The following is an 11,805-nucleotide window of genomic DNA, read 5'->3' as shown; positions in this document are numbered from 1 at the left end:
GCTTCCACTCCACTCAGAACCGGCAGCGCGTGACGCGTATGCCGGTGATTCTCGCGCAGGAGGTTTCGTGACCCAGGACACAGCCGCTTTGCCGTCTTCCTCCGCCGCAGTTACCGACGATCCGTTTACGCCGCCCGCCAGTTCGGCGTTGTGGCGAAGAGATTTCCTGCTCGGCGCGGCCACGGCCGCCTATCAAATCGAAGGGGCGGCCAGCGAAGACGGGCGGTTGCCGTCGATCTGGGACACTTTTAGCGCGACGCCGGGCAAGGTGCTCGCGGGCGACACGGGCGCCGTGGCGTGCGATCACTATCACCGCTGGGAAGCCGATCTCGACCTGCTCACGCGCCTGAACTTCGAGGCGTACCGCTTTTCGATTGCGTGGCCGCGCGTGATGGACGAGGCGGGGCGCCCCAACGCCCGGGGCATTGCGTTCTACAAGCGCCTGCTGGAGCGTCTGAAGGAGAAGGGCATTCGCACGTTCGCGACGCTCTATCACTGGGACCTGCCTCAGTATATTGAGGATCGCGGGGGCTGGTTGAACCGCGAGACGGCGTGGCGCTTCGCAGACTATGCGGACCTCATGAGCCGCGAACTGTCCGGTCTCGTCGATGCGTGGATGACGCTCAACGAGCCGTGGTGCTCGGCGTACCTCGGCTACGGCAACGGCCACCACGCGCCGGGCCTGGCCAATGGCCGCTACGCCACGCAGGCCATGCATCATCTGTTGCTCGGGCACGGCCTTGCGATTCCGGTTCTGCGCGCGAACGATCCGGCTTCGGCCAAGGGCATCGTGGCGAACGTGGGGCGCGGTACGCCCGATTCGTCGTCCGAAGCCGATGTGCGCGCCGCGCGCCGTTTCGAGGTGCAGCACAACGCGTGGATTCTCGATCCGCTGCTCAAGGGTGAGTACCCCGAAGCGTTGTTCGAGCTGTGGCCGGGCACCGAACCGCTCGTGCTCGAAGGCGACCTGAAGACGATCGCCGCGCCGCTCGATTTCATCGGCATCAACTACTATTTCCGCACCAACGTGAAGAGCGACGGCGCGCACGGGTTCATCGAGGTGCCGCTCGAAGGCGTCGAGCGCACGCAGATGGGGTGGGAGGTCCACCCCGACGGCCTGCGCGATCTGCTGACCGGCTTCGCGCGCACGTACGACAACCTGCCGCCCATCTACATCACGGAGAACGGCATGGCCTCGGACGACCGCGTGAGCGATGGCCGTGTGGACGACACGCAGCGCATCGCCTTCCTCAAGCGCCATCTCGCCGCGGTGGACGCGGCGATGGCAGCGGGCGTGGACGTGCGAGGCTACTTCGTGTGGTCGCTGCTCGACAACTTCGAGTGGGCCTTTGGCTACGAGCGGCGCTTTGGCGTCGTGCACGTCGACTACGACACGCAGGTTCGCACGCCCAAGCGCAGCGCGGAACTCATTGCACACTTCATCGCGCAACGGCGAGCGCTCGGCGCCGGCTGACGCGCCTGCAGCAACGAAGCTAGCCGTAGCGCCATGGCGATACGGCCGCAGGGCACGCGCAATACGTTTTAGTTTGCAAGACGAGGCAAATCTGAAGCGCCCAATCGCGCTTTACCCCAATCCAGAGCTTTTGCAGACCAACCCGGAGCAACCGGGCTCGGAGTAAGCGCCCTGCATGGGCCCGGAGTCAGTGCCAAAGCACTCACTGCGGCCGACCGCTCACGCGCCGACTCTGATCGACAAGGAGACGCAATGAAGCACAACGCACCCGTTCTGCGCACAATCGTGGCCGCCCTGGCGCTGGCCGGCACGCTCGCCGCCCACGCCGCCGAACCGCTCAAGGCCAACGTGATTCACTGGTGGACCTCGGGCGGCGAGTCGGCCGCGATCAAGCAGTTCGCGCTCGCCTACGATCAGGCGGGCGGGCAGTGGGTCGACAACGCGATTGCCGGTGCGGACCAGGCGCGTGCGACCGCGATCAACCGCATCGTGGGCGGCGATCCGCCCACGGCCGCGCAATTCAATACGTCCAAGCAGTTTCACGACCTCATCGACCAGGGACTCCTGAATAACGTCGATACGGTCGCGACGAAGGAGAACTGGAGCGCCATCTTCCCCGAGTCGATTCTCACCGCGATCAAGGTCAACGGACACTACTACGCGGCGCCCGTGAACATCCACATGCAGGACTGGTTCTTCTATTCGAAGCCCGCGTTCGTGAAGGCGGGCATCAAGGGCGAGCCGCAGAATTTCGACGACCTCTTCGGCGATCTCGACAAGCTCAAGGCCGCGGGCCTGATTCCGCTCGCACTGGGCGGCCAGGCGTGGCAGGAAAAGATCACCTTCGACGCCATCTTCGCCGACATGGACCGCGATCTGTACATGAAGGTCTATCGCGACCGCGACGCGAACGCGGTGAATTCGCCGGCGTTCCGCAACGTGCTCGCGACCTTCAAGCGCTTGCACAATTACGTGGATCCGGGTTCGCCGGGCCGCAACTGGAACGACGCCACGGCGCTCGTCATTTCCGGCAAGGCGGGCATGCAGATCATGGGCGACTGGGCCAAGGGCGAGTTCTCGGCCGCGAACCAGGTGGCCGGCAAGGACTTCGGGTGCTTCCCCGGTTTCGGGCCTAAGTCGCCCTACATGGTGGCCGGCGACGTGTTCGTGTTCCCGAAGACCGACAATAGCGAGCAAGTGAAGGCACAGCAACTGCTCGCCACGGTCATGACGTCGCCCGCCGCGCAGGCCTCGTTCAACCAGCGCAAGGGCTCGATTCCTATCCGCCCGGACGTCGATACCTCGGGCTTCGACATTTGTGCGAAGGAGGGCATGGCGATCATGAAGGATAAATCGCGGCAACTGCCGAATCCGGAAATGCTGATTCCGCCTGACGTGCAGGGGGCGCTCCAGGACGTCATCACGAACTTCTGGAACAAGAACCAGTCGGTCGATGACGCGCAGAAGGCCTTCGCCACGGCGCTCAAGAGCTAAGGCGCGCCATGTACGCCGTCAAGCTGCATCCAGCCAAACGCCACGCGGGCCGCGCGCGCACCGCGCGTCCCGCGCGCCGGCGGCTCTCGCTCGCCGCGTGGATCGCGCTCGCACCCATGGCGGCGACGGTCGTGTTCGCGTATCTGGGCACGATGCTGTGGACGGCGCGCGTCTCGCTCAGCTACTCGCGCTCGCTGCCCACGAACACGTTCGCGGGCGCGACGCAGTACGTGCGGCTCTTCCAGAACGACCGCTGGATCCTGTCGCTGCAGAATCTCGTGATCTACGGGGCGTGTTTCATCGCTGCGTGCCTCGTGATCGGCCTGTTGCTCGCGATCTTCATCGACCAGCGCGTAGCGGCCGAAGGCGCGCTGCGCACGGTGTTTCTCTATCCCTATGCGATGTCGTTCGTCGCGACCGGGCTCGTTTGGCAGTGGATCCTCAATCCCGAGCTCGGCGTGCAGGCCGTGTTGCAGCAGATGGGATTCACGCATGCGCGTTTCGACTGGATCGTCTCGCAGCGCTTCGCAATCTATACGCTCGTGATCGCGACGGTGTGGCAGGCCTCGGGCCTCGTGATGGCGCTGATGCTCGCGGGCCTGCGCGGCATCGACGATGAGATATGGAAGGCGGCGCGCCTGGACGGCATTCCGCGCTGGCGTGTGTACGCGAGCATCGTCGTGCCGATGCTCAAGACCTCGCTCTCCACCGCATTCGTTCTGCTTTTCGTGATGGTCGTGAAGCTCTACGACGCCGTAGTCGCGATGACCCAGGGCGGCCCCGGCACCGCAAGCGAGGTGCCGGCGAAATTCATCATGGACTATCTGTTCAATCGCGCGAACATCGGGCTCGCCTCGGCGGCCTCCATCGTGCTGCTCGGCACCGTGCTCGCGATCCTCGCGCCATTCTTCTACGCACGCAGCCGTGCGGCGTTCAAAGGGGAACGGGCATGAGCACGCCACAGGGTCATTCGCTGCGTCGCGAAAGCGCTCCCGCGCAACGTGGCGCGCGACGCCCCGGGCGCCACCGCCACTTTACGCCCGCGCGACTCGGCGTCTATGCGTTCCTCTTCACGGCGGCGCTGTTCTTCCTGCTGCCGCTCTACGTCATGCTCGTGACCTCGGTTAAGCCGATGGACGAGATCCGTCTTGGCCATCTGCTCGCGCTGCCGGTGCATTTCACGCTTGCGCCATGGCGCGACGCGTGGGCATCCGCCTGCACGGGCCTCGACTGCGACGGCATTCGTGTGGGCTTCTGGAATTCGGTGCGCATCGTGGTGCCGAGCACGGTCTTCTCGATCGCGGTGGGCGCCGTGAACGGCTACGCGCTTTCGTTATGGCGCCCGCGCGGCGCGGGCGTGCTGTTCGGCATCCTGCTCGCAGGCGCTTTCATTCCCGTGCAGGTGATGGTCTATCCGCTCGTGCGCGTGCTGGCCTTCGTGCATCTTTTCAGTTCGTTGGCCGGCATCGTCGTGATTCATACGATCTTCGGCATGCCGGTCATGACGCTGCTGTTTCGAAACTACTATGCGTCGTTGCCGCAGGAGCTGTTCAAGGCGGCGCGCATCGACGGCGGCGGATTCTGGCGCATCTTCGCGCAGCTCATGCTGCCCATGTCGGTGCCGATCATCGTCGTGGCGGTCATCATGCAGGTCACGGGCATCTGGAACGACTACATTCTCGGCCTCGTGTTCGCGGGGACGAAAAACCTGCCGATGACAGTGCAACTCAACAACATCATCAACACGACGACGGGCGAGCGGCTCTACAACGTCAACATGGCCGCGACGATCCTCACGTCGCTCGTGCCGCTCGCGATCTATTTCGTCTCGGGGCGGTGGTTCGTGCGCGGCATCGCGTCGGGTGCGGTAAAAGGCTAGGAGCAGGGCATGGGTAATCTCACGAACGTTTCCGTACGCAACCTGCGCATCGAACTCGGTGCGAATACCGTGATCGACGATCTCGACCTCGACGTGCGCGCCGGCGAATTCGTGGTGCTGCTCGGTCCTTCGGGTTGCGGCAAGTCCACCTTGCTGCACAGTATCGCAGGCCTCGTCGATGTGACCGACGGCAGCATCGAGATAGGCGGCGAGGACATGACGTGGGCCGACCCGAAGGATCGCGGCGTGGCGCTCGTGTTCCAGTCGTACGCGCTCTATCCGACCATGAATGTCGAGCGTAATCTCTCGTTCGCACTGCGTATCAATGGCACGCCGAAGGCGGAGATCGAGCGGCGCGTGAAGCGCGCCGCCGACATGCTGCAACTCGGAGCGCTGCTCTCGCGCAAGCCGGCGCAGCTCTCCGGCGGCCAGCGTCAACGCGTGGCGATCGGGCGCGCGCTCGTGCGCGAAGCGGATGTGTTCCTCTTCGACGAACCGCTCTCCAACCTCGACGCCAAGCTGCGCACCGAACTGCGCCGCGAGCTCAAGCAACTGCATCAGCGGCTCGGCGCGACGATGATCTACGTGACCCACGATCAGGTCGAGGCGATGACGCTCGCCACGCGCATGGCGGTGATGAAGGGCGGGGCGATCCAGCAGTTCGGCACGCCGGCCGAGGTGTACGCGCGGCCGGAGAACCTGTTTGTCGCGACGTTCCTCGGTGCGCCGCCCATGAACCTGCTGCGCGGCCGGCTCGAAGCCGACGAGGGCAGGCTGCGTTTTCGCGGGCCGGGCCTCGACGTGGATGTCTCGCACTACGCATTCAAGGACACTCCGGACCCAACGCGCACCTGCATACTCGGCGTGCGTCCGGAGGACGTGCACGCGGGGATCGCGGCGAGCGCGCATGAAGCGGCCTGGGAGGGGCGCTTGACGCTCATGGAGCCGATGGGCAACCATCGTGTACTGTGGATGGAGCATGAGGGCGTGCAGATCGCGTCGATCGATCAGGACAAGACGCCGCTTGCGCCCGGCGCGACGGTGCCGTTCTCGATAGACGGCGCACATGTCTCGCTATTCGACGAAACGACAGGGGCACGGCTTTGACGGCACCACCCAGCGACAAGAGAGAACGCATCGTGGCAACCCTGAAAGACGTGGCGGCGCTCGCCGGCGTGGGCCTCTCGACGGCTTCGCGTGCAATATCGGGCAACGGTCCGGTGTCGGCGGAGGCGGCCGCGCGCGTGCAGGCCGCCATCGAGCAACTCAATTTCCGACCTTCGTCGATCGGACGGGCGATGGCCACGAAGTCGCTCGGCATCATCGGGATTTTTGTGCCGACGTTCTTCGGCTCGTACTACGGCACCATCCTCAAGGAAACCGATACGCAACTGCGCGCCGTTCGCCGTCACGTGGTGGTGGCGACCGGTTGTGGCGAGGCTTCGCCACGCGAGCAGGCGATGGAGGCAGTGCGCTTCCTGATTGGGCGCGACTGCGACGGCGTGGTGGTCATCAGCCACGACCTCTACGACGACGACCTGCAGATGCTGCATGCCATGCACCCGCGCATGGCCTTCCTGAATCGCGCATTCGATCAGTTGCCCGAAGCATCGTTCTGCGCCGATCACTTTCATGGCGGCGAGCTGGCCGCACGCACGCTCATCGAGCACGGCCATCGCGAGCTTGCGGTGATTGGTGGCCCTTCCACTTCGTCGGACAATGCGGCGCGCCTGCACGGCTTTTTCGCGGAGCTGGAGCGTCACGGCATCGAGCGCAAGTCGGTGCCTCATATTGTCTCGGACTTCTCGCCGGAAGGCGGCTATGCGGCGGCCGAGACGCTCATCGAGCAGAAGCGCCGCTTCACCGGCCTCTTTTGTGCGAACGACACGATGGCCATGAGTGCGCTCGCGCGGCTTCAGGAAGCTGGCTTGCGGGTGCCAGACGACGTCTCGGTGATCGGCTATGACGACGACTATTCGGCGGCGTACATGGCGCCCGCGCTGACCTCGGTGCACATTCCGACCGCCGAACTCACGCGCAACGCGGTGCGCTGGCTCATCAACCAGTGCTACGGCACGCAGTGGCCGATCGAGCGCACCTTCCCGGTGAGCGTCACGATGCGCGCATCGGTAACGCGGGCGAAATGAAGCGCTGAGCGGGCGGGGGATGGATGCGCGGAAGGCGCGCGAGATCGCGTAAAATCGGACGCATTCCCAATCTCCGCCTGTCACACCCATGCCCGCGCAAGATCCGGCTGCTACGGTCAAGAAAGAAGAAGGCGTCGCCGTCATCGACCGCGCGTGTGCGATCCTGTTCGCGTTTCGTCCCGGCGACAGCGCGCTCACGCTCGCCGAGCTCGCGGCGCGCACCGGCCTCTACAAGAGCACGCTGCTGCGGCTGGCCGGCTCGCTGATCCAGCATCGCCTGCTGCTGCGCCTCGACGATGGGCGCTACCAGCTCGGCCCCGCCACGTTCGCGTTGGGCGCGCTCTATCAGCGCAGCCTGAATCTGGGTGACATCCTGTTGCCGCTCATGCGCGAGCTGGCAGCGGCGAGCGGGGAGAGCGTGTCTTTCTACGTGCGCGACAACGCCGTGCGCGTGTGTCTGCATCGCGTCGATTCGCAGCATGTGGTACGTCACCACGTGCGCGAGGGCGACGTGCTGCCGCTCGAGAGCGGTTCGGGCGGACGCGCGCTGCTGGCGTTCGGTGGCGCACCCGGCGAGCCGTTCGAGGATATCCGGCGCAACTTCTACTGCATATCGATTGGCGAGCGCGAGCGCGAGACAGCGGGTGTCTCGATGCCCGTCTTCGGCGTGCACGATGCGCTGCGCGGCGTGCTGACGCTCGCGGGGCCCAGTTCGCGCATCGACGGCGCGTTTGTCGAACGCCATCTCGATGCGCTCTTCGATTGCGCGGTGCGCGCTACCGACGCGCTCGGCGGCGACTCGCGCGCGTTACGCGCCGCTCAACGCGCTCACGCTGCGCGCGCTCGCGAGGACGCCTGAGCCCACGCGCGGCAAACAACGCAAGGCGCCGTTTGCACGCGCGGTCCTTCACGCCCGCGCGCTCAAGACTCGCTAAGATGGCGCTCCGGCGCGCCGGTATAGGCGTATGGAATCTGCCGCGGCATTGGCCCCTTGTTGCGCTCGCCGCGCCCGCGCTGCTCCCATGCATGCGCGAGGATCCCGACCGCGCGCGAGAGGCAAAACACGCCGCGCGCGAGTTCAGGCGCGAAACCCAGTTCCGCATAGATGACGGCCGTCACGCCGTCGATGTTCATCGGCACGGGCCGGTCCTTGCGCTTTTTCAACAACGCTTCGATGCCGCGCGCGATCGCGGCATAGCGGCCCTTGATCGTGCCGGACGCCACGCGTGCGTCGACGAGCGCAAGCAACCGACCAGCGCGCGGATCGACGGGATGAAAGCGATGGCCGAAGCCGGGCAGATACTTGCCATGAACGGCGATGAATTCGTCCACGCCCGCTTCCACGGCCGCTTCGAGCGTGCTGCCCGCCACGACGCGCGCGGCGATGTCGGCGTAGAGCTCGACTGCCTGCTGGCCTGCGCCGCCATGCACGTCGTCGAGTGCATTGAGCGCCGAGGCCATCGCGCCGTTGATCGGCAGGCCACAGCTCGTTGCCATGCGCGAGATCGCAATCGACGGCGCGTGTGGCCCGTGATCGACCGAGGCCACGAGCGCCGCCTCGAGCAGCGTTGCTTCTTCGTCGCTGGGGAGTTCGCCGCGCAGCATCAGCCAGATCATCTGCGGGAAGCTCACATTGCCGATCAGTTCCTGGATTGGGTAGCCGCGCACCTTGATCGAACCCGGATGGATATCAGTGATCGAGGTGCTCCAGTAGTCCGCGCACAGCGCGGCAAGATCGGGAGCGGCGGCGGGGTTCGTCGTCGGCATGGTCAGATTACTCCGTCGTGATGCAGCGTTTCGATTTGAGCGGCGTCGTAGCCGAGTTGCGCGAGCGTCTCGCGCGTGTGCGCGCCGAGCGTCGGAGCAGCGGTGGCGGGCGCGGCGTCGGCATCGGAGAGGCGCAGGCCCGCGCGCGTCACACGTTGTGCCGCAACGCCCCCGGTCGCCTCGAATTCGCGCACGAAACGGCGCTCGGCGACATGCGGATGCGCGAGGATCTCCGGCACCGAAAGCACGCGGCCCACCGGCACGCCTCGCTCGAGCAGGCGGGCCTCCCAGTTTGCCGCGCTGTCGGCGGCGAGTGCGGCCTCGATCTCGGCCTTGAGTTCGGCGCGATACTGCTTGCGCATATGGCGCGCGGCAAAGCGTTCGTCGTGCGGCAGATCCGGGCGGCCGATCACATCGCACAGGCTTTCGAACTGGCGTGTCTCGTTCGCGGCGATATTGAGCAGGCCTGCGCCGGTGCGGAACGTGCCCGAGGGCGCCGCCGTGAAATTCTCGTTGCCCATCGGTGCGGGTTCGACGCCTGCGTTCAGGTAGTTCGACACGACCCAACCCATCGTCGCGAGCGTGGCTTCGAGCATTGAAACATCGAGCCGGCGGCCACGGCCACGCGCCCGCGCGTCGACGAGCGCCGCGCAGATGCCGAACGCAGCCGTGAGTCCGCCGACCGTGTCGGAGACGGGATAGCCCACGCGCAACGGCGCGCTGTGCGCATCGCCCGTTACGCTCATCACGCCCGACATGCCCTGGATGATCTGATCGTAGGCGGGGCGGTGCGAGAGCTCACCTTCGTCGCCGAAGCCGGAGATGGCGCAGTAGACAAGCGCTGGATTCACTTCGGATAGCTGATCGTACCCGAGGCCGAGCCGGTCCATCACGCCGGGCCGGAAGTTCTCGACGAGTACATCGGCGTCGCGCACCAGATCGCGCAAGATGGCCTTGCCGCGCGGGTCTTTCAAATTCAGCGTGATCGAGCGCTTGCCCGCGTTCACGGCCACGAACGAGGCGCCCATGTTGCGTGCGGCGGCGTCCTTGTCGGCGCCGAGGCGCCGGGCGAGGTCGCCACCTTCAGGGTGCTCGACCTTGGTGACTTCGGCGCCGAAGAGGGCGAGTTGATAGGCGCAGAACGGACCCGCGAGCACATTCGAGAGGTCCAGGACGCGCACCCCAGCTAACGGGAGCATGATGATTCGAGCCTTGCAGGAAAGGGGTTAGCGGGAGATGTCGTCGAGCGCGCGATTTTTCGTGCGCGGCCCGAAGAGACCGATGGCTACCATCACCACGATCATCGCGCCGGTAATGAGTGTGAAGACACCTGGCACGCCGAAATGGCGCAGTGCGAACGCGATCATGAAACCCGAGAACATTGCGGAGAGGCGCGACATCGAATAGACGAAGCCGACGGCCGTGGCGCGCATGCGCGTGGGGAACAGCTCGACCTGATATGCGTGATAGCCGACCGACAGCAGTGTGCCGCCGAGCGTGATGAGCACGCCGAGCAACATGAGCATGGCGGCCGCCGTTTGCATCGCGAATAGCGTGCCGCACACGGCGATGGCGAGTGCGGAGAGCACGATGAGCGTCTTGCGTTCGATGCGATCTGCGATCGCCATGCCGAGCAGCGGTCCGAACGGATTCGATGCAGCGATCACGAACGAGTAGAGGAGGCTATGCGTGACCGTGACGCCCTTCGAGACGAGCAGCGTGGGCACCCATGAGGCGAAGCCGTAGAAGCCGATCGCCTGAAACAGGTTGAATACGAGCAGCGTGATGGTGCGGCGGCGATAAGGCGGTTGCCAGATTTCGGCAAAGCGCGCCTTGGTCGCGGCTTGCGGGCCGGTGGATTCCACGGCGGGCGCGGGCAGCAGGCGGCCGTATTGCGCCTCGATCCTGGCTTCGAGCTTCGCTAGCACGCGTGCGGCTTCCTCAGTGCGTCCGCGCTGGGCGAGCCAACGTGCGCTTTCGGGCACGCGGCGGCGGATGGCCCAGGCAATCAGCGCGCCGAACGCGCCGAACATCACGACCCAGCGCCAGCCATCGAAGCCGAGTGGCGCACGCGGCACGAACCACCAGGCGAGCAATGCGACCGCGGGCACAGCCGTGTATTGCACGAGATGCACGAACGCGAACGCGCGGCCGCGCATGTGCCTCGGCACGATCTCGCTCACGTAGGTGTCGATGGTGACGAGCTCGATACCCACGCCAATGCCGGCGATGAGACGCCACAGGTTGATGGCGGGCGCGCTCGTCTGCAACGCCATGATGCAGGTCGCTACCGAGTACCAGAGCAGCGAAGCCGTGAACATCGTGCGGCGGCCGTAGCGGTCGGCGAGGCCGGTCAGGCAAAAAGTGCCGATGAAAAGTCCTGCGAACGACGCCGCCACGAACGCGCCGAGCCCGGAGAAACCGAAGAACGAAGCCGTGGTCGTTGAATAAAGGCCGCTTTTCACAAGACCCGGCCCGACGTAGGCCGTGAAGAACAGATCGTAGAACTCGAACCAGCCGCCCACCGAGAGCAAGAGCACGAGCGTCCAGATGGCGCGAGTGGCCGGCAGGCGGTCGATGCGCGCGTTGATCTCGGCCGCACTGGGGGCGCCGGCGGCGTAATGTCGAGGCGACTCACGGGTCGTTTCGACTGAGAGACTGGACATCGGGCTCTCCTCAAGTCTCGGGTTGGGGTTAGTTCGTTCTATTAGATAGAACGCCGTTCTATAAATATGGCTCGATGATACTGTGACGCCGCGCGCCAACCGACCAGGGGTTTTACTGAGTGGCCGGTGAAATGAGTTCGAGGAGGTGCAATGACTTGGAAATACAGCTGGGAAGTAACTCAAGCAGGTTTCTTTTTGATTTTACATAAGATAAATTATCGAAGTTTTTGCTGTAGCGGCAATATGAGAATGTCGTGTTTCAGCAAGATACAGATGTCGTGTTTTGCAGCTGATGCCATGCTCGGCGTTTCCGGTCTGATTGCGGGAGCCCGCCATGCGCGCAGCCGAACTGGTGACACTGAACATGCGCGAACTCGA

Annotated in this window: 11 protein-coding genes; 8 read left to right on the top strand and 3 right to left on the bottom strand. The window is 65.0% G+C overall.

Features of this window, described 5'->3' with window-relative positions; genetic code table 11:
- Positions 1–67 precede the first annotated feature (67 nt).
- The 7 genes from VMJ11_RS07860 to VMJ11_RS07830 all read left to right on the top strand — a co-directional run bounded on the left by VMJ11_RS07860 (position 68) and on the right by VMJ11_RS07830 (position 7,853).
- Complete coding sequence (locus tag VMJ11_RS07860) at positions 68–1,474, top strand: GH1 family beta-glucosidase (protein ID WP_325618622.1); 1,407 nt, start codon at positions 68–70, stop codon at positions 1,472–1,474.
- 252 nt (positions 1,475–1,726) lie between these two features.
- Positions 1,727–2,968: an ABC transporter substrate-binding protein gene (locus VMJ11_RS07855; protein WP_325618619.1), complete on the top strand. Its 1,242-nt coding sequence runs from the start codon at positions 1,727–1,729 to the stop codon at positions 2,966–2,968.
- Between the two features lie 8 nt (positions 2,969–2,976).
- Positions 2,977–3,921, top strand: coding sequence for a sugar ABC transporter permease (locus VMJ11_RS07850; protein WP_325618617.1), 945 nt, complete (start codon positions 2,977–2,979; stop codon positions 3,919–3,921).
- A complete protein-coding gene (locus VMJ11_RS07845) occupies positions 3,918–4,847 on the top strand; it encodes a carbohydrate ABC transporter permease (RefSeq protein WP_325618615.1) in 930 nt (309 codons plus the stop codon). The genes VMJ11_RS07850 and VMJ11_RS07845 overlap by 4 nt, the downstream gene beginning before the upstream one ends.
- A 9-nt stretch (positions 4,848–4,856) precedes the next feature.
- A complete protein-coding gene (locus VMJ11_RS07840; protein WP_325618613.1) occupies positions 4,857–5,954 on the top strand; it encodes an ABC transporter ATP-binding protein in 1,098 nt (365 codons plus the stop codon).
- A gap of 32 nt (positions 5,955–5,986) precedes the next feature.
- On the top strand, positions 5,987–6,994 hold the full coding sequence (locus tag VMJ11_RS07835; RefSeq protein ID WP_325618611.1) for a substrate-binding domain-containing protein: 1,008 nt from the start codon (positions 5,987–5,989) through the stop codon (positions 6,992–6,994).
- An 88-nt stretch (positions 6,995–7,082) separates the two neighbouring features.
- Positions 7,083–7,853 (top strand): IclR family transcriptional regulator, encoded by a 771-nt coding sequence (locus tag VMJ11_RS07830; RefSeq protein ID WP_325618609.1) that lies wholly within the window; start codon positions 7,083–7,085, stop codon positions 7,851–7,853.
- Positions 7,854–7,915: 62 nt separating this feature from the next.
- Here the strand turns inward: VMJ11_RS07830 and VMJ11_RS07825 are convergent, their stop codons facing one another.
- From VMJ11_RS07825 to VMJ11_RS07815, 3 genes are read right to left on the bottom strand one after another with little or no spacing between them, the layout of a single operon-like run.
- A complete protein-coding gene (locus VMJ11_RS07825; RefSeq protein WP_325618608.1) occupies positions 7,916–8,761 on the bottom strand; it encodes a citryl-CoA lyase in 846 nt (281 codons plus the stop codon).
- Positions 8,762–8,763: 2 nt separating this feature from the next.
- A complete protein-coding gene (locus tag VMJ11_RS07820; RefSeq protein WP_325618706.1) occupies positions 8,764–9,963 on the bottom strand; it encodes a CoA transferase in 1,200 nt (399 codons plus the stop codon).
- Positions 9,964–9,987: 24 nt separating this feature from the next.
- Positions 9,988–11,427 carry an MFS transporter gene (locus VMJ11_RS07815; RefSeq protein ID WP_325618606.1) on the bottom strand — a complete coding sequence of 480 codons (1,440 nt, stop codon included), beginning with the start codon at positions 11,425–11,427 and terminating at the stop codon, positions 9,988–9,990.
- Between the two features lie 150 nt (positions 11,428–11,577).
- Here VMJ11_RS07815 and VMJ11_RS07810 point away from each other — a divergent pair.
- On the top strand, positions 11,578–11,805 hold a 228-nt coding region (locus VMJ11_RS07810), incomplete at its 3' end, for a hypothetical protein (RefSeq protein ID WP_325618604.1).

Origin of the sequence: Paraburkholderia sp. (assembly GCF_035501035.1) — a bacterium.
In the GTDB taxonomy this organism is placed as follows: Bacteria; Pseudomonadota; Gammaproteobacteria; order Burkholderiales; family Burkholderiaceae; genus Paraburkholderia.
The sequence above is the reverse complement of the archived record's forward strand: the minus strand, read 5'-3'. Positions and strand labels throughout refer to the sequence as shown.

Excerpts from the sequence above, each read along its gene's own strand:
- VMJ11_RS07855 (WP_325618619.1), top strand. The coding sequence starts at position 1,727 with ATGAAGCACAACGCACCCGTTCTGCGCACAATCGTGGCCGCCCTGGCG.
- VMJ11_RS07850 (WP_325618617.1), top strand. The coding sequence starts at position 2,977 with ATGTACGCCGTCAAGCTGCATCCAGCCAAACGCCACGCGGGCCGCGCG.
- VMJ11_RS07845 (WP_325618615.1), top strand. The coding sequence starts at position 3,918 with ATGAGCACGCCACAGGGTCATTCGCTGCGTCGCGAAAGCGCTCCCGCG.
- VMJ11_RS07840 (WP_325618613.1), top strand. The coding sequence starts at position 4,857 with ATGGGTAATCTCACGAACGTTTCCGTACGCAACCTGCGCATCGAACTC.
- VMJ11_RS07830 (WP_325618609.1), top strand. The coding sequence starts at position 7,083 with ATGCCCGCGCAAGATCCGGCTGCTACGGTCAAGAAAGAAGAAGGCGTC.
- VMJ11_RS07825 (WP_325618608.1), bottom strand. The coding sequence starts at position 8,761 with ATGCCGACGACGAACCCCGCCGCCGCTCCCGATCTTGCCGCGCTGTGC.
- VMJ11_RS07815 (WP_325618606.1), bottom strand. The coding sequence starts at position 11,427 with ATGTCCAGTCTCTCAGTCGAAACGACCCGTGAGTCGCCTCGACATTAC.